18 protein-coding genes are annotated in these 23948 nt (G+C 71.9%); 7 read left to right on the top strand and 11 right to left on the bottom strand.

The window, feature by feature from the left end; translation table 11 throughout:
* Window positions 1–141: 141 nt before the first annotated feature.
* The 9 genes from BQ8008_RS11855 to BQ8008_RS11815 all read right to left on the bottom strand — a co-directional run bounded on the left by BQ8008_RS11855 (window position 142) and on the right by BQ8008_RS11815 (window position 13223).
* Window positions 142–1014, bottom strand: a complete 873-nt coding sequence (locus tag BQ8008_RS11855) for a hypothetical protein (RefSeq protein ID WP_108834164.1) — start codon at window positions 1012–1014, stop codon at window positions 142–144.
* Entirely contained in the window at window positions 1014–1454 is a 441-nt protein-coding gene (locus tag BQ8008_RS11850) for a YbjN domain-containing protein (RefSeq protein ID WP_108834163.1), read from the bottom strand. Before BQ8008_RS11850 ends, BQ8008_RS11855 begins: the two co-directional genes overlap by 1 nt.
* Before the next feature lie 89 nt (window positions 1455–1543).
* On the bottom strand, window positions 1544–1999 hold the full coding sequence (locus BQ8008_RS11845; RefSeq protein ID WP_108834162.1) for a hypothetical protein: 456 nt from the start codon (window positions 1997–1999) through the stop codon (window positions 1544–1546).
* Between the two features lie 284 nt (window positions 2000–2283).
* Window positions 2284–3339 (bottom strand): hypothetical protein, encoded by a 1056-nt coding sequence (locus BQ8008_RS11840; protein WP_108834161.1) that lies wholly within the window; start codon window positions 3337–3339, stop codon window positions 2284–2286.
* A gap of 551 nt (window positions 3340–3890) precedes the next feature.
* Complete coding sequence (locus BQ8008_RS11835; protein WP_234415383.1) at window positions 3891–7556, bottom strand: DUF4011 domain-containing protein; 3666 nt, start codon at window positions 7554–7556, stop codon at window positions 3891–3893.
* 340 nt (window positions 7557–7896) lie between these two features.
* Entirely contained in the window at window positions 7897–8952 is a 1056-nt protein-coding gene (locus BQ8008_RS11830; RefSeq protein WP_108834159.1) for an ABC transporter ATP-binding protein, read from the bottom strand.
* Complete coding sequence (locus BQ8008_RS11825) at window positions 8949–10838, bottom strand: ABC transporter permease (RefSeq protein ID WP_108834158.1); 1890 nt, start codon at window positions 10836–10838, stop codon at window positions 8949–8951. Before BQ8008_RS11825 ends, BQ8008_RS11830 begins: the two co-directional genes overlap by 4 nt.
* Complete coding sequence (locus BQ8008_RS11820) at window positions 10835–11956, bottom strand: thiamine ABC transporter substrate-binding protein (RefSeq protein WP_234415382.1); 1122 nt, start codon at window positions 11954–11956, stop codon at window positions 10835–10837. The genes BQ8008_RS11825 and BQ8008_RS11820 overlap by 4 nt, the downstream gene beginning before the upstream one ends.
* Window positions 11957–12395: 439 nt before the next feature.
* Window positions 12396–13223, bottom strand: a complete 828-nt coding sequence (locus BQ8008_RS11815) for an NAD(P)H-binding protein (RefSeq protein WP_108834157.1) — start codon at window positions 13221–13223, stop codon at window positions 12396–12398.
* Between the two features lie 111 nt (window positions 13224–13334).
* Between BQ8008_RS11815 and BQ8008_RS11810 the strand changes: the two genes are divergently transcribed.
* The 4 genes from BQ8008_RS11810 to BQ8008_RS11795 all read left to right on the top strand — a co-directional run bounded on the left by BQ8008_RS11810 (window position 13335) and on the right by BQ8008_RS11795 (window position 18430).
* Complete coding sequence (locus BQ8008_RS11810; RefSeq protein ID WP_108834156.1) at window positions 13335–13766, top strand: winged helix-turn-helix transcriptional regulator; 432 nt, start codon at window positions 13335–13337, stop codon at window positions 13764–13766.
* 304 nt (window positions 13767–14070) lie between these two features.
* Complete coding sequence (locus BQ8008_RS11805) at window positions 14071–15138, top strand: YdcF family protein (protein ID WP_108834155.1); 1068 nt, start codon at window positions 14071–14073, stop codon at window positions 15136–15138.
* A 139-nt stretch (window positions 15139–15277) separates the two neighbouring features.
* Entirely contained in the window at window positions 15278–15595 is a 318-nt protein-coding gene (locus BQ8008_RS11800; RefSeq protein WP_108834154.1) for a DUF4235 domain-containing protein, read from the top strand.
* 240 nt (window positions 15596–15835) lie between these two features.
* Window positions 15836–18430: a (Fe-S)-binding protein gene (locus tag BQ8008_RS11795; protein ID WP_108834153.1), complete on the top strand. Its 2595-nt coding sequence runs from the start codon at window positions 15836–15838 to the stop codon at window positions 18428–18430.
* 141 nt (window positions 18431–18571) lie between these two features.
* Here BQ8008_RS11795 and BQ8008_RS11790 read toward each other — a convergent pair whose 3' ends face one another.
* Together BQ8008_RS11790 and BQ8008_RS11785 are read right to left on the bottom strand one after the other, a co-directional pair.
* On the bottom strand, window positions 18572–20140 hold the full coding sequence (locus BQ8008_RS11790) for a replication-associated recombination protein A (protein WP_108834152.1): 1569 nt from the start codon (window positions 20138–20140) through the stop codon (window positions 18572–18574).
* A gap of 280 nt (window positions 20141–20420) precedes the next feature.
* On the bottom strand, window positions 20421–21611 hold the full coding sequence (locus tag BQ8008_RS11785; RefSeq protein ID WP_108834151.1) for an ROK family protein: 1191 nt from the start codon (window positions 21609–21611) through the stop codon (window positions 20421–20423).
* Window positions 21612–21667: 56 nt separating this feature from the next.
* On the opposite strand from BQ8008_RS11785, the gene BQ8008_RS11780 reads away from it, so the two are divergent.
* The 3 genes from BQ8008_RS11780 to BQ8008_RS11770 all read left to right on the top strand — a co-directional run bounded on the left by BQ8008_RS11780 (window position 21668) and on the right by BQ8008_RS11770 (window position 23947).
* A complete protein-coding gene (locus BQ8008_RS11780; RefSeq protein WP_108834150.1) occupies window positions 21668–22318 on the top strand; it encodes an HAD family hydrolase in 651 nt (216 codons plus the stop codon).
* Window positions 22315–22734, top strand: a complete 420-nt coding sequence (locus BQ8008_RS11775; protein WP_234415381.1) for a hypothetical protein — start codon at window positions 22315–22317, stop codon at window positions 22732–22734. The genes BQ8008_RS11780 and BQ8008_RS11775 overlap by 4 nt, the downstream gene beginning before the upstream one ends.
* Window positions 22735–22954: 220 nt before the next feature.
* Entirely contained in the window at window positions 22955–23947 is a 993-nt protein-coding gene (locus tag BQ8008_RS11770; RefSeq protein ID WP_108834148.1) for an SPFH domain-containing protein, read from the top strand.
* Window position 23948 lies beyond the last annotated feature (1 nt).

The following is a 23948-nucleotide window of genomic DNA, read 5'->3' as shown; positions in this document are numbered from 1 at the left end:
CAACTCGGCCGCAGGGCATGTCGGAGGCCGACACTTTACCCCGACCGAACGGTTCACAATTCGCCCACTCCGACGACGCCTCCCACCACTCCAGTGCTTCCAACGAGTTTCGGGCGGTCGAGGTCGCCGGGCCCGGGCGCGCTAGGACACGAGCAGGGGCTCAGGGGTGTCGGTTGTCTCAACCTCGGTTCCGCCGTCAGCATCACCCGGGGCGGCCATACCCTCGTCACCCTTGACGCCGGTGTCGGGCTCTGCATGGGGCTCACGGGGCTCCGCGTGCGTGTCGGTTCCCGGCTCGTCGACGACGGCGGCCATCTCCAGCGTCGTATCCGCCACCGTGTCCGATACCGCGTCCGGCACCGTCTCCACAGGCGTGTCCGCGCTCGCGTGCGCAGCCTTTTCCCCGAGGGGCTCAACGGCATCAACCGGTTCGGCAGAGCCGGCTGACCCGGCGGGCCCAGTCGCCTCGGGCAGCGCGATGACGACCGCCGTCTGCCCCTCCTCACCGGCAGCCTCATCCTCGGCCTTGATCTCGACCTCGGACCCGGCGTCGGACTGGCTGTCGGCGCGAGTATCGAAAAGGCCGATGAGCTCGCGCAGGGCCTCGTCGACGCCGTCGAGGACGAAGTCCATGGTGCCGGCCAGTTGGGCGTCGTCGAGCCCGGCTCCGATGTTGGTGAGGACCTCGGCGCACAGGGCCAGGCCGGCGTCGTCGACCTCGGTGTAGAGGGCGGGGATGAGCCGGCCGCTGGAAACCTCCTGGGCCATGGCGCGCACCTGTGCGAGCCCCGCGGCGCCCGGGACCGGGCCGGTGAGCCGGTGGTGGGCGCGCACGGCGAGGATCCGGCGGTCGACCACCATGAGCGCGTAGTCGAAGCCGGCCACCGAGGAGCGCACCAGCCCCTCGGACAGATCGATGTCGTAGCTGTAACCGCGCTCGGCGAGCCAGGCGGCGAGCCGCCTGAGGGTCACGGTCGGGGTCACGGACCCCTCCGGCTGGTTCCACCAGGCCATCAGTCCTCCTCCCAGGTGACCAGCTCGGGGAAGCGCTCCTCCACGGTGGCGAAGAAGGCCCGGGTCATTCCCAGGCCCATGTCCATGAAGGCGTCGAGCTGGGCGTCGCTCATACCCGCGCCGACGTAGGCCACCATCTGGGTGCTCAGCAGCAGCGAGCTCGGGTCGCGGGCGGGGGTGACGGCCAGGTCCGGCCCGTAGGTGGAGCGGTGCTGGGTGTCGATGAAGGCGCGCATCTCGTCGAGCCGATCTGCGGCCGGGCGCCCGCGCCACATGCCGGCCACGACGAGGGCGGCCTCCTCGTCATGCAGGTAGACGCAGATGTCGCAGCCCGGAAAGCCCATGAAGACGGCGCCGTCCTCCTCGGGGCCGGCGGCGATGCCGCGCCGGGACAGCCAGGCCTCGACCCTCGTCAGGGTCAGCGCCGGTTGCGCGCTCATAGGTGTTCTCGCCTCCTTCCCGGTGCCGGGGCTGGTACGGGCTCGCGTCCGGCTCGGAGCCGGTGGTGGAGCGGATGTGGGAGCCGCCCCTAGAACTCGATGTCGGCCGCGATGTCCGCGACCGTGTCGACCTGGTCGGCTCCGACCTGTGCGCTGCGCACGCTACCCGGAGAGGACCCTCTGCCCATAGTCGGGTTCGGGGCGCCGACGGCGTCGGACCATCCCACCGGGGCCGGACTGCTTGAGCCGTTCGGGCCTCCCGGGGCGCCCGGGCCACCAGGGGCGTCCGGGAGCCGTCCCAGCGCCTGGTCCAGGGATCGGCCCAGGACCCCGGAGGCCGACTCGGCCAGGGTCAGGCAGCGCGAGTCCATCTGCTCGGGCGTCTTGTACCCCCGACGGGTGGCGGCCGTGGTGCGCCCCCTTCCGGCGCGGGAGGCGGGCTCGGTGCGCGAGGCGCGGGAGCGCTGCGAGGCGCCGGAGCCTCCTCGTCCGGCCGCCCTGTTGGCGGAGGAGCTGTTTTGGGACTTCTTGCGGAAGCCGACCATGGTGGTCCTTTCGGGGGAGGTGTCGAGCGGACTTGGGCCGCGCGGGGAACGGAGAGCTGAGAGGCCGACGGACTCATTGGCGAGGTCGATGACGCAGTCGCCGGCGCGTCGTCGGGCTCGGGCCGCGTCCGCAGTGCCGGCGGGCCGGGCCGGGGGGGCGGCGGGGGGGGGACGCTAGCGGGGCACCTCGCAGGAGAGGTGGCGCGGTCGCCGGCGCGTCGTCGGGCTCGGGCCGCGTCCGCAGTGCCGGCGGGCCGGGCCGGGCGGGCGGCGGGGTGGGAACGCTAGCGGGGCACCTCGCAGGAGAGTTGGTCGGCGGCGTGGGCCTGCTGGCTCCACAGCTCCTCGGTGAAGGTGTTGTCCAGGATGGAGCGGGCCAGCGGCTCGTCGGGACGCATGATGTCGCGCACCGTCTGGAGGATGAGCCGGCGGCGGTCGGTCAGGCCCTCCTGACCGAGGATCTGGGCCGAGCGGCCCAGGCCGCCCATGAAGTTGACGTACTCCATGGCGTGGTACTGGGGGGAGACCTCGTCGGGGCGCAGCTGGTGGGTGCGCGTCTCCAGCGCGTTGCGCACGTCGCGGCGCAGCGCCTCCTGGCCGCCCTCGGAGCGCACGTAGAAGGGCAGCAGGCGGTTCATCATGAGGTGGTGGGCGATGGCGTAGTCGACGTAGTAGAAGAAGGCCAGGCCCACGCCCTCCTCGGCGGACTGCTCCGACTCGGACTTCTGCCACTCGGCGTAGCAGGTGGTCTTGGCGACCTCCTTGGCCCAGGTGGGCGCGGCCGCCATGGCCTCGGTGGGCTGGAAGGCCACGCGCGACTTGCAGCGCGGGCAGGTGATGAACACCGGCATGTGGTAGAGCTCGGGCAGCGGCACGGGGTCGCCGCACTTGTCGCAGGTGAAGGAGAACTGGGCCTGGCGCCAGTCGGTCATGGCCCGGTTCCACTCCTCGCGGGCCTGCTCGGCGCGGCCGGGGGCGAAGACCTCCTCGATGATGTTGCGCAGGCGCACCTCGAAGCTGCCCACGAGGTTGGCCGCATCCTGGAGGCGGGCGGAGAGCTGACGGTCCTCCTCGATGGACAACTCGGCGTCGATGTCCAGGAACGGGGCGAAGTGCTTGGCGAAGACCCGCTGGGCCTTGGTGTGCAGGAACATGATCTGGGCCTCGACCTCCGAGCGGAAGGCGGAGACGGAGGCCGGGTCGGTGATCTGCATCTCCATCGCGGTGCGGGCCGAGCTGACGCCGAACTCCCGGGCGCGAGCCTCCAACCGGTCCAGGTAGGTGCTCAGGCGCTGAGTGAGTGCCTGAAGCCGCCGGTAATAGCGGACGTAGGCGGACATGTCAGGCTCCTTGCGGTGGAGGATCGTGAGTATTTCTGAGGAAGGTGCCGGTTGCCGGGGCCGTCCGGGCGCGGCTCGGTGTCGGCGACAACGCCGACTCACGAACCCGGCGCAGGAGGCATCCATGGCTGCCAGCACTGTGGATGCTACTCAACTGGAGACTTCAACTGCGACCTCATCGTGACCTTTTGAAATCGACGCGCCCGCAATCCGGGCAGCACTCCCCCCTTGCCATTACTCCGACGACGTCGCTTCTCGGGTGCCTACAACGGCGGCGCCAGACCGGAGAAAAGTCATGGGCGCAGCCGCGCCGGAGCAACGCGAGGCCCACTCGTAAGTGACAAGGATCACAGTGTCGCTGCTCGCGCACATGACCAGGCCATGACGCCCGTCGTGATCTTCCCGTGACCTGGAGTGCGAGACGCCTCCCCCACAGAGATTCGCCCCTGACGCCCCCACTCGTTCGTGGGGTGGGCCGCGCGTTCGTACCCTTTACCCCTCGAACGCGCGGCATAAGGTACGACCGCGAAGCGCTCCGTACGCTAGCGGGACTACGGCTGCTCGCGTTCGGCCTCCTTGAGGGCCCTGGTGAGCACCTCCGACACCCCGCGCGCACCGAGGCTACGGTTCCTCGCACTCAGCCGCTTGAGCGCCCACGTGAACAGGTCCTCCCGGGAGGCCCACTCCGGGTTCTTAGCACGCGCCTGGGCCATGAGCCCCACCAGCTCGCGGGGGTGGATCTCCTGGATGGAGTCCACATGGTCCAGGGCGTTGCGTCGGTAGGTCGGAGCCGCGAGCGCGGCCTCCCGGCTGGTCCACACGAAGCCGTCCTCGTCGAAGTAGGCGAAGGCCTCCCCCAGGGCCATCCTGATCGAATCCTCGCGCGACTTGACGGTTCGCGACAGTCCGAAGGCGCGGGAGATCTTGACGTAGAGCCGGCGCCTGGCGATCGGGGCCTCGACCTGGCAGATGGTGGTGGCGACCTCGACGAGCACCTTCTTGGCCTCCGGGTCGGTACCGGCCCGGTTGAGGATCTCCAGGGGGCGCACGCCCGCCGGGCTCCAGGCGGTGTACTCCTCGCCCGGGGTCCTCGGGCCGGTGGTGGGAACCGCGTCGGTGCCTCCGGTGCCTGCGACGGCCCGGGCATCGGCCGCTGCGCCGTCGTCGGTCAGCGGTGCAGCGTCCTCGGCCTGGCCGGTGTGCTGCGGTTCGGGCACGGCCGCCGTCGGTGCCGGCGGCGTCCAGCGGCCTCCGGCAGCCTTGACGAGCCGGGCGACGACGGCCTGCGGGTCCGCCACCCACTCGGGCATCCAGACCCGCTCGACCCGTTGCCAGCCCATGGTGCGCAGGACGTCGACCGGCAGCAGGTCGCGGTCGACGACACCCTCCCGCTTGTTCCACTGCTGTCCGTCGAGCAGGACGGCCACGGCGGGGCGGTCCGGCTGGTCGGCGTGCGCCAGGACGAGGTCGATCTCGAAGGTGGAGTGGCCGACGCCGGTATGGACCGTGAGCCCGGCAGCCTTCAGCGCCTCGGCGATCTCGCGGCGGTGCCAGCTGAGCGGGCTCCGCGAGGCCGGCAGGGCCCGCGGGGCCCGGCCCTCGGCGGCCCGGTGGAGGTAGGCGCGCAGGTCCTTGACTCCTCGGTGGGCCGTGCGCTCGGCGTGCAGGTCCTGGGGGTCGAAGCTGGTGAAGACGATGATCTGCCTGCGGGCCCGGGTGATGGCCACGTTGAGGCGGCGTTCGCCGCCGGCGTGGTTGAGCACCCCGAAGTTCAGCGGCAGGTCTCCTCGAGAGTTGGCGGCGAAGGTCGCCGAGAACAGGATCGTGTCGCGCTCCTCGCCCTGGACGTTCTCCAGGTTCCTGACGAACAGGCCGTCGCGGGCGTCGAGGGCCTCGATGACCCGGGGCGAGGAGACCTCGCGCAGGCTGTTCTCGATGAGGTCTCGCTGGCGATCGTTGAAGGTGATGACGCCCAGAGACGGCAGGTGGTCGGGGGAGGCCTCGACGTGCCGGAGCACCTCGTCCACCACGCGTTTGGCCTCGAGGGGGTTGGTGTTCGGCTGGACGTGGGGGTGGCGGGCGCGGTCCTCGGGACGGAAGTAGCGGCCGCGGACCCGCCGCAGCGAGATGCCGTGACCGCCGGGGGCGGCGTCGGATCCGGGGGCAATCGTCAGCGGGCTCGGGAAGGTGAGCAGCCGGCCGTCGTAGTAGTGGCGGTTGGAGAAGGCGACGAGGGACTCGTCGCGGCTGCGGTAGTGCCAGGTGAGCCGGTGCTGGAGCAGTCCACTGTCCAGGCAGCGCGTGAGGATGGAGTCGGCCTCGGGCGCCTGCTCCCCTCGTGTCTCGCCGGCGCCGGGAGTGGGCGGCATCTGCTTGGGGTCGCCGACCACGACCACGCTGCGGCCGCGCCCCATGGCGCCCACGGCGTCGGCCACCCGGATCTGGGAGGCCTCGTCGAAGGCGACGATGTCCACGTAGCGCCGGTCGGCCGGGAAGAACCTGGCCACCGAGTCGGGTGAGACGAGCAGGCAGGGCGTCAGGGCGGTGATGAGGTCCCCGTAGGTGCTCATCAGCTCGCGCACGCTCATGGCGCTGCGACGGCGGTTGAGCTCGCTGCGCAGCGCCTCGGCGCGGACGGCGGCATCCTGAAGGACCTGGTCGCGGTGGGCCAGGACGACGTCGAGCAGCTCGGGCGTCAGAGCCGTCCGCAGCTCGTCCAGGGCGGCGCGGTAGCGCTCGATGAGCCGGTTGTGGGAGGCGGCGTCGAAGGCGTCCAGGCCGGTGGCGCGGGCCCGTTCCACCAGGGCGGCCTGGGCGGCGGCCGCAGAATCGGCGGAGTCCCCGGGTTCTCCGGAGTCCCGGAGCCGGGCGAGTACCTCCCGGGCCCCGCTGTAGGACGGGCCATCCGGTGCCGGCTCGTACAGGCCGCGGCGGTAGGCCTCGAGCTCGGCGCGGATCCCTGCCAGCTCGGTGCGCAGTACAGCCGGGGTGGAGCGACCGGCCGCCTCACCGGCGCCGACGTCGGAACCGGCACCGTCTCCGGGCTCTCCTCGCCGCAGGGCCAGGGCACGGCGCAGGGCCCGTCGGACCTCGGTCGGCTTCATGCCGTTGTCGTGCAGGTTGAGCAGCAGGTCCCCGATGCCGGTCTCCTCGCGCAGGCGGCGGGCGACGACGTCGAGGGCGGACTTCTTCTCGGCGACGAACATGATGGTCCGCCCCGTGGCCAGCGCCCGGAAGATGAGGTTGGAGACGGTCTGGGACTTGCCCGTTCCGGGCGGCCCCTCGACGACGAGGCTGCGCCCGGCCACGGCGTCGGCCACGATCCGGGCCTGAGTGGAGTCCGCGGCCAGGGGCAGGTTCTGGGTCGCCTCGTCGATGTCGAGGCCCCCATCGGCCGGGCCCGCCGGGTCCACGAAGTCCTGGCGCCCTCCCGCCATGAGGTGGGCGACGAGCGGGTTGGCGGCGATCGTCCGCCAGTGGTCCTCGAGGTCCTTCCACATGCGGTAGGTGGAGAAGCGGAACAGTCCCAGGTGGACCGTGGGGGTGACGACGTCGTCCCAGCCGGCGCGCCGCAGGCGATCGCGCACGCCGTCGAGAGTGGCCCGCAGGTCGATGCCGTGCTCGTCGAGCCGCGGAGTCCTCAGCTCGGTCAGCTCGATGCCGGTGTCCCGCGCGAAGCGGTCGAGGAAGGAGTAGTTGGGCGTGGAGGCGCCCGTCTCGTCCAGGATGAGCCTGAAGTCATCCCCGGTGCGCTCGAGGTTGACCGGGATGAGGATGAGTGGGGAGTGCAGGCGGCTGCCGTCGCTCTCCCACGCCAGGGCCCCGATGGCCAGGTAGAGGTTGTTGGCGCCGGTCTCCTCGACGCCGGTGCGGGCGCCGGTGGCCAGGGCCTGGAGGCGCTGCACGCGCTCGGTGGGCGCCAGCTCGACCTCGACGGTTCGTTCCTTCAGGAGCGAGACCGCGCGGGCCTGCTCCTGCTGAAGGTCCTCGTCGGACAGCTCCGCGGGCCGGTGTCGTCCCGCGGCGAGGGCGATGTATTCCTTGTCATTGACAAGGTCCTCGAACTCGCCGATGAGCGCCGGTGGGACGCGCAGCTCCACCGCGTAGCGGGAGGTGCGATTGATGAGGGGATTGCGCAGGGAGAGGTCGAGCAGGCTCTTCTGCCAGTCCCGGACCTGTTTGGGGGCCCTGGAAACGGTGAGGTTGTCAGAGTTCATGGGGATCATGGGCGATTCATGGGTGGTGTAGGGATGTGCGTCGACCCGCTCACCCGAATCAGTTGGGCCGACCCGAGCGCCCCGCGCACCGCAGGCCTGTCGATGGGGACGCCGATGACCGCCGGTGGACGGCCGATGCGGGCAGGGGATGCGGATTGCTCCGGCCGACGAGCGCAGATTACAACGGCACTGCGACACGATCGGACACCACTCGTCCCAGGAACCGCCGTCCCCGCGCGTTCGTAGGGCAGGTCGCGCGTTCGTACCCTCTACCCCTCGAACGCGCCGCATAAGGTACGAACGCGACGCGATACAGGGCCGCTGCACAGGGCCGGGCTCTTCACAGGCGGGCGGTGCGAGCGGGGTCGAGGCGCAGAACGACACGTTCGCCCGCGACGTGGGGGCGCTGGGCCATAGCGGTCACGCAGACCGGTTCACGATCAGCAGTGGCATCAGCTCCAACGCCGGCTTCCTCGGCCAGTTCGGCGAGTTGCTCGGGGGCGAGCTCGACCTCGGCCTCCCACTGGCCGCGGCGCAGACGCGAGGCCAGTACGGTGGCCGACAACCGCGTCTCCGCGGGCCCGCCCCGCTCCTCGGACTGCCCCAAGGCGTCTCCCACGACGCGCAGCTCGCCGGGGGCGAGGGCGAGGGTACCGACGACGTCGAAACCCAGGAACCGCGCCACCTTGCTGCTTCCGGGATCGGCCCACAGGCGCTGGGGGGTGTCCAGGCGCAGGAGCCGGCCGGACTCCATGACACCGACCCGGTCGGCCACGGTCATGGCCTCGTCCTGGTCGTGGGTGACGTAGAGCGCCGTGGTGCCGCCCTCGCGCAGGATGGCGCGCACGTCGGTGGCCAGCTGCTCGCGCAGGGCCCGGTCCAGGGCGGACAGCGGCTCGTCGAGCAGCAGGAGCCTCGGCGCCGGGGCCAGTGCCCGGGCCAGGGCCACCCGCTGGGCCTGCCCGCCGGACAGGGTCGTCACCCGCCGCCGCTCGAAGCCGGGCAGGCCGACGAGCTCGAGCATCTCGCGCACCCGCTCACCGCGCCGGGCGCGCGGCAGGCCGGTGAGCCCGTAGGCGATGTTGCCGCCGACGTCGCGGTGCTCGAAGAGCTGGCCGTCCTGGAACATGAGGCCGAAGCCGCGCTTGTGGACGGGGACGCGCACCATGCTCCGCCCGTCCCAGGCGACCTCGCCGCCGGCCACGTCCTCCAGGCCGGCCACCGCTCGTAGCAGGGAGGACTTCCCTGAGCCGGAGGCCCCCAGGAGGGCGACGATCTCACCGGCGGCCACGTCCAGGTCGACGCCGTCGACGGCGCGCAGGTCCCCATAGGCCACCGCGAGCCCCCGTACCGACAGGCCCTCAGAAGCGCTGGTATCACTGGTGCTCGGGCTCATGGCCGCCTGCCTCCGTCCGTCCTGGGCCCGAGAAACCGGGCCATTCCGCCATCATCGTGCCCTGCTTGCCCGCCGGTTTCCGCAGGCCCGCCTCGCCCGGGACCGAGCCGGGTCTGGAGCCACTCGCAGCCGAGCATGACGGCGGCGCTGCCCACCGCCAGGACCACGCCGCCGGCCAGCGCCATCCCCTGGTTCTGGGAACCGGGGCTGCCGATGAGCCGGTAGACGACCACCGGCAGCGTCGGCTCCTGGGGCCTGGCCAGGAACGACGTCGCCCCGAACTCCCCCAGCGACGTCGCCAGGGCGAAGCCGGCCGCCAGCCCGCCGGCGCGCAGCAACTGGGGTCCGTCCACGCTCAGCAGCACCCGGCCGGGCCCGGCCCCCAGGGCGGCCGCCGCCTCGCGCTGGCGTGGGTCGATCGCGCGCAGCGCCGGCAGCAGGGTACGCACCACGAGCGGCACGGCCACTACCGCCTGCGCCAGCGGCAGGATCCACCAGGAGCGGGTCAGGGCCAGCGGCGGGCGCGCCAGGGTGATGAGGAAACCGAAGCCGACCGTCACGGCGGAGACACCCAGCGGCAGCATGAAGGCGGCGTCGAGTCCGGTGATGACCCGGGCGAGCGCCCGGCTGCGGGGTCGGCGCGAGACAACCAGACACACCGCCACCCCCAGCGTCAGGGCGATGGCCGCGGCCGCCACGGCCACGCTCACCGAGTTCGCGGCCGCCTCCCACACGGTCACGAGCAGGGCGCTGCGCCCGCCGGTCGTGCCCAGGTCGGTGTAGTTCGCCAGCGTCCAGGCGCCGTCGCGCTGCAGGGAGCGCATCACCAGCACCGCCATGGGCGCCACCAGCAGCCCCACGACTGTGACAGCGGTGACCGCCAGCGCGGGGGCATCGGCGGCCCGCAGCCGCGAGGTGGGCGCCTCGGTGCGCAGCCGCAGACGCGTCTGGGTGGCGGCGCGCGCCCGCTCGGCCACCCACAGGGCCAGCGCGATGACGCCGAGCTGGACCACGGACAGGACAGCGGCGCCCCGCAGGTCGAGGTACTGGGTGGTCAGCCGGTAGATCTCGGTCTCGATGGTGCCGATCCCCACCCCGCCGAGCACGAGCACCACCCCGTAGGCGGTGGCGCAGAACAGGAAGGTCAGGGAGGCGGCCGAGGCGATGGCGGGCGCCAGCGCGGGCAGGGTGACGGTGGCGAAGGCCCGCATCGGCGAGGCCCCCAGCGCCCGGGCGGCCTCCACGGCGCGCGGGTCGAGCCGCGACCACATGGTGCCCACGGTGCGCACGACGAGCCCGTAGTTGAAGAAGGCCAGCGCGGCCACGACCGCGCTCAGCGTCCCGTCCAGGCCAAGGTCCTCCAGGGGCCCGCCGCGGGTGACCAGGGCGTGGAAGGCGACGCCGACGACGACGCTCGGCAGCACGAAGGGCACCGTCACCACTCCGCGCAGCAGGTCACGGCCGGGGAAGGTGCGCCGGTAGAGCACGAGGGCCCCGGGGATGCCGAGGGCCACGCACACGGCGGTGGCGAGCGTGGCCTGAGCGAGGGTCTGCGTGAGGATCCGCCAGGTGCGCTCGCGGGTGAGGACCTCGCCGAAGCCGCTCAGGTCCAGGGCGCCGTCCGGCGCGAGGCCGCGGCTCATGAGGGTGGCCACGGGCCAGGCGAAGAAGACCGCCAGGAAGGCCAGAGGCCCGACGACGGCCAGGGTCCAGCCGACCCGCTCGCCCCAGCCCGGCCGGGGGCCGCCGGTTCGCCGACCGATGCGTCCCCCGGCCGGCAGTCCAGCCGCCCCAGCCGGACCGGCCGGCTCCGCGGACCGGGGGGCTCCGGCGCCGGCTGGCGCGACGACGTCGGCCCCAGAGGTCTCCTCGCGCGGCGCGGTCACTTGCCGACGGCCCCGGTCCAGGTATTGAGCCACTCCTCGCGGTGGGCGGTGATCTCCTTGGGCTCCACGCTCACCGGAGCACTCGACAGCGGCCCGAACTTCGTGAGGGCCTCGGGCAGGGCGGCGTCGGGCAGGACCGGGTACATGTACATCTGGCCGGGGATGTCCTCCTGGACGGCCTTGGAGAGCATCCACTCCACGAAGGCCTTACCGCCCTCGGGGTTGGCGGCGCCCTTGAGGACCCCGGCGTACTCGACCTGGCGGAAGGCCGTGTCCAGCAGGGCGGAGGTGGAGCTGGAGGCGCCGTCGTCGGAGACCGTGAAGGACGGCGAGGAGGCGTAGGACACGACGATGGGGTAGGTGCCCTTGCCGCCGCCGGAGAAGTCGGTCTCGTAGGCGGATGTCCAGTCCTCGGCGATCCTGACGTCGTTAGCGACGAGCTGCTTCCAGTAGTCGGCGAAGGAGCCCGCGCCGAAGTGGCCGATGGTGGCCAGCAGCCAGGCCATGCCGGGCGAGGAGTTCGTGGGGTTGATGGCCACGAGCAGGCCCTTGTACTCGGGCTTGGTGAGGTCCTCGAAGGTGGCCGGGGGCGTGAGGCCCTTGCCGGTGAAGTAGCCGGTGTCGATGTTGAGGCAGACGTCGCCGACGTCGATGGGCGCGAGGGCCGGGGTGTCGGCGACGACGTAGCCCTCGGCGCCCTGGGGCAGGGTGACGGTGGCGGAGGTGTCGATGACGCCCTGGTCGAGGGCGCGGGAGGCGTAGGTGTTGTCGATGCCGAAGACGGCGTCGCCCAGGGGCGCGTCCTTGGTCAGGACGAGCTTGTTGACCAGCGCGCCGGCGTCCCCGGAGGTGGCGACCTTGAGGGTGTAGCCGGTCTCGGAGGTGAAGGCCTTCATGAGGTCGTCCGAGACGTGGAAGGAGTCGTGGGTGACGACGGTGACGGTCTTGGAGTCCGTCTTCTTGCTCTTGCCGCAGGCGGCCAGGCTCAGGCCGACGGCGCCGGCGGCGGTTCCGGCGAGCAGGGCGCGGCGGCTCAGAGCCGGGCGGGGGCGGCCGGGCAGCGGCGCCCGGGCGGACGAGGCCGGTAGGGCTGGGCGGCGGGTGGACTGGATGCTCATGTGTGCCTCCTGGATGGTTCTCCGGAGGGCCCGGCGGCTACCTGCGGCGCACCGGGGAGATGGTCTCGACTTCCTTCGCCGGTACTAACCGGAGCAGGTTCGAGGGTCTGCGGGGCTCCGCACTCTCAGCGCCGTCGGCGTCGGCCCACCGACCAGTCGCGGCCGGACCGACGACGGGGCGCTCCCCTGTCGTTGCAGGTCAACTGTAGTTCGACACCGCCCGCCGACACCAACTTACGCACTCCTGCGCCGACTTCGCACCTCACGCGGCTCCGGCAGTGCGGCCATGGCGCCTCGACCTTCCGCGCGTTCGTAGGGTAGGTCGCCGGTTCGTACCCTCCACCCCTCGAACGCGCGACATAAGGTACGACCGCGCGGGCCTGACAGCCGGCGCACTTCCGGAGCCATCCCATCCACTGAAGCCCACCGACCTTATGTCTTATGACGCTGGGGCTCGAGCGGCCATAACCTGGGCCGCGACGGCGAGCGGGTCCGTGGGCTCCCGGCCCAGCAGGCACGGGAGGTCATCACCCGTCCTGGCCAGGAACCCGTGCCTGATGACGCTGGAGATCGAGAGCATCAGGGACTGGCGGAAGGCCGGCATCCCACCCCCGGCGAGCAGCTGCCGGTACTCGCCCAGGCCGATGTCCCTCACCTCGCAGCCCAGGCGGCCTGCGACGTCGGCAGCGGACACCGCACGACTTCCCACCATCTCATAGACCCTCTCCCTGTGCCCGCTCGGGTCGCTGAGGACCGAGGCGGCCGAGCGGGCCAGGTCTCGTCGCGCCACCGCGGCGACAGCCCCGTCACCCAGAGGCGACACGATCCTTGCCGGCTCCTCTTGCTGTCTCTCCCACGAGAGCGGGGCACCGAGAATCTCGGCGTAAACGCCGTTGCGCAGAATGGTCCATGTCATGCCGCTGGCCATGATGATTCGCTCGGTGACCCGGTGCGGCAGCGCCATTGACAGGTGGTCGCCCGCGCCGGTGAGGCTCGTGTAGACGAGATGGGAGACGCCGTCGCGCGCCGCGACCTCAACGGCGGCGCGGTTGAAGGCGATCTGCCGGTCGTCCTCCTGCGCCCCGGCGGGCACCAGCAGCAGGGTGTCGACGCTATTGAAGTCCAGGCTGTCCGGGACGCTGAAGTCAACATGCCGTTGCCCCGCCGACGGCGTGCGGCTGCCGCCCACCGCCGGAATGCCGCGAGCGCGCAGCTCCGCCAGGACGGCTGAGGAGAACCGTCCACTCGCACCGGTCACCATGATCATGAGTAGGCTCCTTCAGACTCAACCGCGCTCCGGAAGCCGGCTCCCGCGGCCACCGAATCTTCTGCGCATGAGCCTGAGGCATCGTGCACGCACCTACAAGGAGGCAGTTTCTTGTCACCGACGCACAGCGATGTGACCACCGGCGATCCCAATCCGGCGCCTCTGGAGCGCTGCACCCGGGCGCACCGGGAGGATCCCGGCATCCGGGCGGTCCACGACCGACTGGGAGACAAGTGGTCCCTGCTGGTCATCGTGGAGCTGACGCGCGGTCCGCTGCGCTTCCGTGAGCTTCAGCGCGCCGTCGGCGGAGTCTCGCAGCGCATGCTCACCCTGACGGTGCGGCGTCTGGAGCGCGACGGGCTGGTGCACCGCACGGTTTACCCCACGGTTCCCGCCCAGGTCGACTACCGGCTCACCGAGCTGGGGACGAGCCTGACGCATCTGCTGGGCGCCCTGGCCGACTGGTCTTTGGCTCATCGGGAGGACATCGCCCAGGCCCAGGCCGACTACGACCGCGCCCACCTGGGCAGACCCGTGCGTTAGATCGTGGCGTGAGCTTCCCGCGCGGGCGGGCTCGGCGACCTCCCCCTAGGGAGGAACCGGACTCGGCGCCGTCATCCGAAGGATGGAGAGCACGACGCCACGAAATCGTCCCGACGGCGCTCACGCTCTCCCACCGCCGCCTCCTAGCCTCATCACATGAGCGCAGGGCGGCGCCCGCCGGCTCCGGATCTATGATGAGCGCCGGCTCGTCGGCCCCACCGTCTCTCCCCCTGCCGGGAGGAGCTCGCCTCCCTCGCGTCCAAGAAGAACCCACCACCCCCGCACCACGAGAGGAGCCCACCCCATGAGCACCCCCTGGTTCCTCTCCGCTCCGCTAATCGATATCGCCGCCCTGGCGCCGTGGTGGGTGCTCCTGGCGATCTCGCGACGCCGCGACAACCGCCGGCTGCGCAACGGAATCCTGTTCCTGCTCCTGGCCGGCTCCGCGGTGAGAGCACTGCTCCACCTGGCCTTCCTCATCCCCGCCCTCAGCATCCCGGTGGGGCTGGGCACCGTCGCCTTCTTCCTTCTCATCGCCCTCATGCCGTTCCTGCTCATGTTCAACGGCGTCGTCCTCATCCGCCGCGAGGGCCGACGCCTGAGCAACCTGCTGTGCCTGGCGGCCGGTCTGGGACTCATCGCCACGCCGGTGGCCGCCGCCGCCCTGGTGGCCACCGCCAACCCCTGGGCCCTCCTGCTCGCCGCCCTCATGTTCTGCGCCTGCGCCTACCTGGGCGTCTTCCTCCTCATCTTCCTGGCGCAGACGGTGGTGCAGCGGATCTGGGGCGGACGCCGGACCGTGCCGCACCCCGACGTCGTCGTGGTCCACGGCGCCGGGCTCATCAACGGGCGGGTCGGGCCGCTGCTGGGCTCGCGGATCACGGGCGGCATCAACGCCTGGCGCGACGAGGACGCCCTGCGCCCAGGCGTGCCGCTGCTGGTCATGAGCGGCGGTCAGGGCCCCGACGAGCCGATCAGCGAGGCCCGGGCCATGGCCGACTACGCGATCGCCCGCGGCGTCCCGTCCGAGCGGATCCTCCTGGAGGACCGTTCGACGACGACCCGCACGAATATCGCCTACACCCGTGACCTCCTGGCCGAGCACGGCATGGTCGACCCGCAGGTGCTGCTGGTGACGAGCTCCTTCCACGCGGTGCGCACCGCGATCCTGGCCTCCGACATGGGGGTGCCGTGGGCGGTGACACCGTCGCGCACGGCCTGGTTCTACATCGTCAACGCCTGGCTGCGCGAGTACATCGCCGTCCTGACCTACCGGCGCCGCCCCGCCCTGGTCTGCGCCGCCGTCGCCGGGGTCTTCGTCGTGCCGTACGCCCTGCTGATCCTCAGCACTCAGGCCGGCCTCATCGGCTGAAGGGCGCCACACGGGCCCGGACTGGCTGCGCCGTCGGCGCAGGTGCGGCATGATCAGGACAGAACGGGCCGATGCCATCGGCCCGCCACCAGCACGCAGGCACCCACGACGCCGCCCGACCGGGGCGCAAGGAGGACTCATGAGCGCACAGGACCCCGCCGAGATCGACCAGACCACCGACTTCATGTGGAAGGCGACCGCGGCCGTGGCCACGCTCGCCTCCGGGTTCGTGGCCGAGAAGGTCGTGGCCCTCGGCTGGCGGGCGATCACCGGCAGGCCCGCCCCGCGCGAGGAGGACCAGCTGCTCAACTACAAGCTGGCCGAGGTCGTCGCCTTCGCCGTCATCTCCGGGGCCACCATCACGCTGGTGCGCGAGCTCGGGCTGCGCCAGGCCGCCAAGTGGTACAGCGCCCGCCGCCCCGACTCCCCCTACGCGCTGCGCGCCATCAGCAACTGAGAACTCTCAGGGTGTGCCGATCCTTTCCTGGGGTCGGCACACCCCTTTTTCGCGGCTCGCTCATCGCCGACTCCGGTGCCGCCTGCGCGGCTCACCCGCCCGATCACGGCTCCCCGCCGGCCCGCGGGTAGGCTGGCGGGAGCGCCAACGGTGTGCCGCGCAGGCGACCCTCCGGGGCGCCACCGGCCCACCCCCAGCGCTTCCGCCTTCGCCTTCGGAAACCTGAGGAAGCCCACCCCGATGAATGCCGTGCAGATTGTCTGTGTCGTCATCGTCGTCATCGCCACGACGATCGGTATCGCAGTTTTCGCACGCGCCTGTTTCACTATTGCCGCCCGCATGGCCGTGGGTCGCGCGGCCGCGCCGGAGCGGCTTCGCCCGGTCGGTAAGCGCCTGGCGCTCACGCTGGGCGCGCTCGTGGGCCACACCGCCTTCAAGGGCCGTCCCTTCATCAAGGCCGCCCACTGGTTGGTCATGGTCTCCTTCCCGCTGCTGTTCCTGACGCTCGTGGCCGGCTACGGGCAGGTCCTGGGCGGGGCCGGCTTCGCGCTGCCACTCATCGGGCACGCCGCCTGGTGGGCCTGGATCGTCGAGCTCATCGCCTGGCTGTCCACGGTCGGGATCGTGGGCCTGACGATCCTGCGCTGGCGCCTGACCCGGGGCGGTCGGGCGGCCCCGCCCTACGCCCCCGACTCCGACGGCGGCAAGCGCCCGCGCACCTCGCGCTTCGCCGGGTCGACGTCGGCCCAGGCGAAGTTCGTCGAGGCCACCATCATCGGCGTGGTCGCCTGCGTACTGGCCCTGCGGATGCTCGAGCACGCCCACCTGGCCGCCTCCCTGGACCCGGCCGAGCGCGCCTTGGCCTCCTGGACGCACTTCCCGCTGACGGCCTGGACCGGCCCGCTCCTCAGCCCCCTGAGCACCGGCGCCCTGGGTAACGCGATTCTCATCGTCGCCACCATCAAGGTCGTGCTGTCGATGAGCTGGTTTGTCGTCGTGGGCCTGCAGCCCTCGATGGGCGTGGCCTGGCACCGGTTCCTGGCGATCCTCAACGTCTACGCGCGCCGCGAGGCGGACGGGACCAAGGCGCTGGGCCCGCTCCAGCCGCTCATGATCGGCGACGAGCCACTGACCGAGGCCACCATGGACACGTTGGAGGAGGCCATGGAGGCCGCCGACTCCGGCGAGGGGCCCGAGGTGCGCCTGGGCGTGGGCCGTATCGAGGACTTCACCTGGAAGGGCCTGCTGGACTTCTCCACCTGCACCGAGTGCGGCCGCTGCCAGGACCTGTGCCCGGCGTGGAACACCGGCAAGCCCCTCTCGCCCAAGCTGTTCGTCATGGCGCTGCGCGACCACCACGCGGCGGCCGCCCCCTACCTGCGGGCCGCGAGCGCCCTGGGGGTCGAGCCCGACGACGTCACCGAGGAGATGGTGGCCTCTCGCCCCACCTCCGGCGGACTGGTCGGCAAGGCGCTGGGCATGCACGACGGCCTGGCGCGCGAGACGAACCTGGGGCTGAAGCCGGGCACCGCCCACACCGGCGACGTGCTCGGCGCGCTGCTGGCCGCCAAGGCCGCCCCCACCGAGACGGGCGTGGCCACGCGGCCTGCGCCCCTGGCCGGTGAGGTCATCCCCGCCGACGTCCTGTGGGCCTGCACCACCTGCGGCGCCTGCGTGGACCAGTGCCCGGTGGACATCGAGCACCTCGACCACGTCGTCGACGTACGCCGCCAGCAGGTGCTCATGGAGTCCGCCTTCCCCAAGGAGCTCGGCGGCATGTTCCGCAAGATGGAGTCCAAGGGGAACCCGTGGGGGCTGCCGGCGCGCAAGCGCATGGACTGGGCCAAGAACCTGGACTTCGAGGTGCCGGTCATCGGCGACGACGTCGAGAGTGCCGAGCACGTCGACTACCTGTTCTGGGTGGGCTGCGCCGGTGCCTACGAGGACCGGGCCAAGAAGACGACGCGGGCCGTGGCCGAGCTGCTGCACACCGCGGGGGTCAGCTTCGCGGTCCTCGGCGACGCCGAGACCTGCACCGGCGACCCGGCCCGGCGCGCCGGCAACGAGATCCTCTACCAGATGCTCGCCGCGCAGAACGTGGAGACGTTGAACGAGGCCGGGGCGCAGAGGATCGTGGTGACCTGTGCGCACTGCTTCAACACGATCTCGCGGGAGTACCCGCAGATCGGGGGCCGCTACGAGGTCCTTCACTACACCCAGCTGCTCAACCGGCTCGTGCGCGAGGGGCGGCTGCGTCCCCTGCCGCCGCAGGCGGCGGGCGGGACGACGGCGCCTGACGACTCATCTGTCTCCGCAGCCCCAGCCACGTCGACACCCGCCTCCGAGACGGGCGGCGGCGCCCCCGCCGCCGACGCCCCGCTGACGAGCACCGAGACCGCCGAGCCACAGCCGGCATCCCCGGCTGCGGCGTCATCGGACCGGGAGGCGGCCAGTGAAGCGGCGAGCGCGCCGACTGTCCCGACTGTCACCTACCACGACGCCTGCTACCTGGGCCGCCACAACCAGGTCTACTCCCCGCCGCGCGAGCTGCTGGAGGCCACCGGCGCGACCACGGTGGAGATGCCGCGCAGCCGCGACCGGGGCTTCTGCTGCGGGGGCGGCGGCGCGCGCGCCTTCATGGAGGAGACGATCGGGACGCGCATCGCCGTCGAGCGCTCGCGCGAGGCCATCGGCACCGGCGCACAGGTCATCGCCACCGCCTGCCCCTTCTGCACCACGATGCTCTCCGACGGTGTCGCCTCCGAGGGCGCGGACGTGCGGGTCACCGACGTCGCCACCCTCATGCTGGAGGCCGTGCGCCGCGGCGGGGAGTAGCGGCTCCGCTCCATCCCACCCCACCGTCTCACGCTGCCGTCCCACCCCGCCGAGCCGGGCATTCTTCGCGTAGCCGGGCAGAATTTCTGTAGGGCTACGCGAAGAATGCCCGGCTCGATGCCAGGGCTCGGCGTCGAGAGGTCAACGCTTGCGCGCCCGCAGGCCCTCCCAGTACTCCAGCCGCTCACGGATGCGGCGCTCGTGGCCGTTGGCGGTGGGCTCGTAGAGGGGCTGGCGCTCGACGCCGTCGGGCAGGTAGTCCGCGCCGGAGAATCCGTCGGCCGTGTCCGGGTCGTACTCGTAGCCCTCGCCGTAGCCGAGCTCCTTCATGAGCCGGGTGGGAGCGTTGAGGATGTGGGCCGGCGGCATGAGCGAACCGGTCTCGCGCGCCAGGCGCGCCGCCCGGCCGTAACCGCGGTAGACGGCGATCGACTTGGGCGCGGTGGCCAGGTAGACGACCGCCTGGGCGACGGCGAGCTCCCCCTCGGGTGAGCCCAGGCGCTCATAGGCGTCCCAGGCCGCCAGCGCCATCTGGAGCGCGGCCGGGTCGGCCATGCCGACGTCCTCGCTGGCGAAGCGCACGAGCCGTCGCACCACGTACAGCGGATCCTCGCCACCGCCCAGCATCCGCGCCAGCCAGTACAGGGCGGCGTCCGGGTCGGAGCCGCGCATCGACTTGTGGAGGGCTGAGATGAGGTTGTGGTGCTCCTCGCCGGACTTGTCGTACAGGGGAGATCGCGAGGCGACGACGGCGGTCAGATCCTCGGCGTCCAGAAGAGTCCGGCTGGGAGCGGCGTTGGCTGCCCCGGCGTCGGTCTGCCGGGCGTCGTCGGTTACCCCGGTTCCGGCCGGCAGGTCGGTGTCGGAGTCCGCGGGCATGAGCGGCCCGGTGGGCGAGCCGGGTGTCACCGGCGCGTCGGGGTCCGCGGGTGAGTGGGGCCTTTCGGGCGTTCCTGTGTCCCCGGTGTCGTGGCCGGAGCCGTTCTCGGCGCCCCGGGCCGACCGGTCACCGGCACCCCTGAGGCGGGCCCAACCCACGATCTGCTCGACCATGCTCAGCAGGTAGCGGCCGTCGCCGTCGGCCATGACGATCAGGGCTGCGCGGGCGGCCTCGGTCAGCGGGAGCGGGCTGCCGGTCAGTGCCTCGGCGCGGGCGAGCAGGACGGCCAGGGCGTGGTCGTCGAGGCGGCGCAGGACCAGGACCTGGCAGCGGGACAGCAGGGCCCCGTTGAGCTCGAAGCTCGGGTTCTCCGTGGTCGCGCCGACCAGCACGACCGTCCCGTCCTCGACGTATGGCAGGAAGGAGTCCTGCTGGGCGCGATTGAACCGGTGGATCTCGTCGACGAACAGCAGCGTGCCCTGCCCGAGCTCGTGGCGGCGCGCAGCGGTGGCGAAGACCTTGCGGAGATCCGCCACTCCCGAGAAAGTCGCCGAGATCTGCTCGAAGATCAGGCCGGTGCGCTCCGCCAGCAGTCGGGCGATCGTCGTCTTCCCGCAGCCCGGCGGCCCCCACAGGATGACGGAGGACAGCCGGCCCGCCTCGACCATGCGGCCCAGTGGCGCGTCCGGGGCCAACAGGTGCTCCTGGCCGACGACGTCGTCGAGCGCGCGCGGCCGCAGCCGGTCCGCCAGCGGTCGCGTCGGGTCCGCGACGGCGGGGGCGCCGCTCTCCGCCGCGGCGTCGAAGAGCGAGGGGGCGTCGGTGGTCATGGGGTCAGGCTACGGCGGTGCGAGTGCGCCGGCGGGCATCTTGACCGGCTCCCCAAGGCGGGCTTCGAAGGGGGCGGCGCCCGGCGGGCGCTTCGAACCGATCTCGAGGCGGAGTTCGACCGATCTCGGCGAGATTCGGCGTGAGGGGGTAGGCGGAGGCGGGGCTCCTGCGTCGATCTCGTTGGGGAAGGTCGAGGGCGAGGGAAGGTTGGCGGAAGGTGCGAGAGGGCAAGAGGGGCGGCGGAGGAGGTCGGGGTGCAAAAGGGGAGGGCAGCCGACCCTACCGGTCGGACTGCCCCTGAGTCGCCCAGGCAGCCAGTCCGGCGGGGCTCGCCACCTCGTCCAGGGCGGCTTCGACGGCGCCGACCAGTGCGGCGTCGGACCCGAGTTCGCCGACGACGATCCTCGGCCGGTCCTCGCGCAGGCATCGCATGAGGCCGTTCGCCAGGGCCTCCTCGAATGCCTCGGGCGAATGAGTGCGCAGAAGCGGCCCGATCCCGCCGAGGGTGACGACGTCGGGGTCGGTGATATTGATCAGCCCGGCCAGGCCGCTGCCCAGGCTCGCGGACGCGGCCTCAATCGCCGGGCGATGGGCGGGGTCCCCCTGGGCGATGATCGCCCCAACACCGGCTGCCGAGTCGTCCTCGGCCCTCAGCCGCCCGGCCAGCGGCCTGGTCCCCAGAACGGTGTCCCAGCAGCCCCGCGCGCCGCAGTCGCAGACCGCCTCCGGGTCGCCCAGGGGGAGGTGGCCGATCTCCATGGCCAGTCCGGTTGCCCCGAGCACGGGCGCGCCGTCGAGGACGAGCCCCCCGCCGACGCCGGTGAGCACGGTCAGATGCAGGGCGCTGTGTGCGCCGCGCGAGGCGCCGCGGCGTGACTCCGCCAGGGCCTCGCAGGTGGCGTCGTTGGCGACGAGGAGGGCGGTGTCCGGTACGGCCAGGGGGGCGAGGCTCACCTGGTCCCAATCCAAGACGGAGGACTGGACGACGGTTCCCTCGCAGACGGTGGCGGCCACGGCGACCGACACAGCCCGCACCCGGCCCGGGCGGCCGTTCGCCTCCGCGGCCACCGCTCGGCGGATCGGGGCCAGCACGACGTCGGGGCCGCGGCCGCGGTGGGGGGCGGAGGCTGTGGCCGTCAGGCGGCCGTCGAGGCCGGCGGTCGCCATCCGCCAGCCGGTGGCGGTGATCTCGATGGCGACGACGAGTGGGCCCTCCGGGTGCGCGGTGAGCTCCGAGGTGGGCCGTCCCCGGCCGTGGGGGACCGGCGTCCTCTCATTGAGGATGGCGGCCTCGCGCATGCGCGTCACCAGATCGGCGGCCGTTCCGCTGGAGATCCCGAGCTCCTGGGCGACTCGCGCCCGGGTGATGCCGGGGGAGCGGCGTACCCGGGCGCAGACGTCGACCGCCAGGGTCCAGCGGAGCCGATCGGCGGTGCCGCGTCGTTGTGCCGGGTGCGTCGGCTGTGGCATGAGCTTCTCCGGTCCCTCGTCTAGTATTTTAATCGGAGCGCGAGTTTAATAGGTGCATGAGCGCATGCACCCACCATCTTGCCCCCTGTCGTGCTGTTCTCCTCGACATGGACGGCACCCTGGTGAACTCCGATGATGCCGTCGAGGCCGCTTGGGCCGCCTGGGCCCGCGCCAACGGCGTCGAGGCGGCCGACGTCCTGGCGGTCTGCCATGGTTCGGACGTTGCCACTACCGTGCGGCGCTTCCTGCCGGGCATAGGCGAGGTCGAGCTCGCCGGGCACGTCGCCGCCCACCTGGAGCGCGAGTGCGCGGACACCGATGGCGTCCGGCCCGCCCCCGGCGCCCTGGAGCTGATCGCCTGGATGGATGACCGGGCTCTGCCCTGGGCGGTCGTCACCAACGCCCACCCCCGCTTGGCCCGCGCGCGCCTGGGGGCGGCCGGCCTGGATCCGCCGGTCATCGTCTCCCGCGACGACGTCGAGCGCGGCAAGCCCCACCCGGAGAGCTACCTGCTGGGTGCGCGGCGCCTGGGGGTGGAGCCCCGGTGCGCGGCCGCGGTGGAGGACTCCGCCCCCGGTCTGGCGGCGGCGCGGGCCGCGGGGACCGTCGTCGTGGCTGTGGGCGGAGCTCAGGATGGCGACGTCGTGTGCCGCGACCTGGATGAATTGCGCGGCCTGCTGGCCTCGGCCAGGGGGTGGTCTCCATGAGGATCACGGAGGCGCAGGCCGTCCTGTTCGAGTCGCTTGATCCGGCGGGCGACACCGTCCCCGACGGCGGCCTGGACGTCATCGTCGCGCTGGACCGGCACGGCATCCCGTGGCGGGTCCTGCCCCACCGGTCCGCGGTCCGCACGGTCCAGTGGGCGACTCGAGGCGCTGGCGCTCCGGTGCGGCGCTGCCTGGTGGTCGCCTGCACCGACGAGGGCGCGCAGGCCGCGGTGAAGGCGGGCGCGATCGTGGCTCCGGTTCCGCCCGACGGCGATATCGGCGCTTTCGTCGATCGGGTCGAGCCCGGTTTCCCCTCGGCTCCGCAGTCCGAGGGTGCGCTGTGCAGGCTGGCCCGCTGGTTCTATGGGAGGGGGCTTCGCGTCACCGGATCCGTCGTCCGCCAGCTGGAGCCCTGAGGGGGTGGGCTCCTGCGTCGAGGTTGACGAGATCGACATTCTCGAACGAGATCGACGGCGGCACCGTCGATCTCGTTCGAGAATGTCTGTGTGGACGGCTCCTGTGCGTTGGACGGCTCCTGTGCGGGCGGCGCGGTCCTCGCTCCACACGCCGCCGTCGTCTCGCAGTTGCGCCTGGCAAAAAAATAGATATCATTTTGCTAGCCACCAAGGAGGCCACATGTCCACCAGCTCCACTGCTGCTAGTAATTCCACCGTGCCCGTGCTCTCGGACCCAGGGTCCAATGCTCCGGAGCACTCCTCCGGCCGCGTCGATATCACGGAGAGGCCCGCGCGCGCCGCCGGCCCCGCCGCCGCCTTCCTCGCCCTCCTCCTGCTGCTGGCGGTCATGGCGGGCTCGGTCGTCCTCATCGGCACTGGCGCCCAGGCCGCCGACGCGGGTGAGCCGGGGGCGGTGACCCGGATCATCGGCGGGGCCGTGGGAGTCGTGCTCGCGGCCATACTGCTGTCCAGCTCCTTGGTGATCGTCGTCCCCGGTCAGACCAGCGTCCGCCAGTTCTTCGGCCAGTACATCGGCACCGTGCGCCGCACGGGGATCGCACTCGTCCCACCGTTGACCACCGGCAAGAAGGTCTCCGTCAAGGTCCACAACTTCGAGACCAATGAGCTCAAGGTCAACGACCTGGAGGGCAACCCCGTCAACATCGCCGCCATCGTCGTGTGGCAGGTGGCCGACACCGCCCGCGCCGTCTTCGCCGTCGAGGCCTACGAGGACTTCATCAAGGCGCAGGCCGAGTCTGCGCTGCGTCACGTGGCCACCACCCACCCCTACGACGAGCCCGGCCCCGGTGAGACCTCCCTGCGCGGGGGCACCGACGTCGTCTCCGCCGAGCTGGCCGCCGAGGTCGCCGCCCGGGTCGCGCTGGCCGGCCTGGAGATTGTCGAGGTCCGCATCTCCTCGCTCGCCTACGCCCCCGAGATCGCCCAGGCCATGCTCCAGCGCCAGCAGGCCGGCGCCGTCATCGCCGCCCGCGAACAGATCGTCGAGGGCGCCGTCACCATGGTCGACCAGGCCCTCAAGCGCCTCGAGGCCGACGACATCGTCACCATGGATGACGAGCGCCGCGCCCAGATGGTCTCCAACCTCCTGGTGGTGCTCTGCTCCGACCAGCGCACCCAGCCCGTCGTCAACACCGGCTCCCTCTACGCTTGAG

Origin of the sequence: Actinomyces sp. Marseille-P3109 (assembly GCF_900323545.1) — a bacterium.
Taxonomy (GTDB): Bacteria; Actinomycetota; Actinomycetes; order Actinomycetales; family Actinomycetaceae; genus Actinomyces.
Note: the sequence above shows the minus strand (reverse complement) of the source record. Positions and strands in the feature narration are given on the sequence as shown.

What these genes read in the sequence shown, in the direction of transcription:
- BQ8008_RS11795 (WP_108834153.1), top strand. Translation starts at nt 15,836, where the DNA reads ATGAATGCCGTGCAGATTGTCTGTGTCGTCATCGTCGTCATCGCCACG.
- BQ8008_RS11840 (WP_108834161.1), bottom strand. Translation starts at nt 3,339, where the DNA reads ATGTCCGCCTACGTCCGCTATTACCGGCGGCTTCAGGCACTCACTCAG.
- BQ8008_RS11805 (WP_108834155.1), top strand. Translation starts at nt 14,071, where the DNA reads ATGAGCACCCCCTGGTTCCTCTCCGCTCCGCTAATCGATATCGCCGCC.
- BQ8008_RS11850 (WP_108834163.1), bottom strand. Translation starts at nt 1,454, where the DNA reads ATGAGCGCGCAACCGGCGCTGACCCTGACGAGGGTCGAGGCCTGGCTG.
- BQ8008_RS11785 (WP_108834151.1), bottom strand. Translation starts at nt 21,611, where the DNA reads ATGCCACAGCCGACGCACCCGGCACAACGACGCGGCACCGCCGATCGG.
- BQ8008_RS11790 (WP_108834152.1), bottom strand. Translation starts at nt 20,140, where the DNA reads ATGACCACCGACGCCCCCTCGCTCTTCGACGCCGCGGCGGAGAGCGGC.
- BQ8008_RS11845 (WP_108834162.1), bottom strand. Translation starts at nt 1,999, where the DNA reads ATGGTCGGCTTCCGCAAGAAGTCCCAAAACAGCTCCTCCGCCAACAGG.
- BQ8008_RS11820 (WP_234415382.1), bottom strand. Translation starts at nt 11,956, where the DNA reads ATGAGCATCCAGTCCACCCGCCGCCCAGCCCTACCGGCCTCGTCCGCC.
- BQ8008_RS11815 (WP_108834157.1), bottom strand. Translation starts at nt 13,223, where the DNA reads ATGATCATGGTGACCGGTGCGAGTGGACGGTTCTCCTCAGCCGTCCTG.
- BQ8008_RS11775 (WP_234415381.1), top strand. Translation starts at nt 22,315, where the DNA reads ATGAGGATCACGGAGGCGCAGGCCGTCCTGTTCGAGTCGCTTGATCCG.
- BQ8008_RS11780 (WP_108834150.1), top strand. Translation starts at nt 21,668, where the DNA reads ATGAGCGCATGCACCCACCATCTTGCCCCCTGTCGTGCTGTTCTCCTC.
- BQ8008_RS11770 (WP_108834148.1), top strand. Translation starts at nt 22,955, where the DNA reads ATGTCCACCAGCTCCACTGCTGCTAGTAATTCCACCGTGCCCGTGCTC.
- BQ8008_RS11835 (WP_234415383.1), bottom strand. Translation starts at nt 7,556, where the DNA reads ATGAACTCTGACAACCTCACCGTTTCCAGGGCCCCCAAACAGGTCCGG.
- BQ8008_RS11855 (WP_108834164.1), bottom strand. Translation starts at nt 1,014, where the DNA reads ATGGCCTGGTGGAACCAGCCGGAGGGGTCCGTGACCCCGACCGTGACC.
- BQ8008_RS11800 (WP_108834154.1), top strand. Translation starts at nt 15,278, where the DNA reads ATGAGCGCACAGGACCCCGCCGAGATCGACCAGACCACCGACTTCATG.
- BQ8008_RS11830 (WP_108834159.1), bottom strand. Translation starts at nt 8,952, where the DNA reads ATGAGCCCGAGCACCAGTGATACCAGCGCTTCTGAGGGCCTGTCGGTA.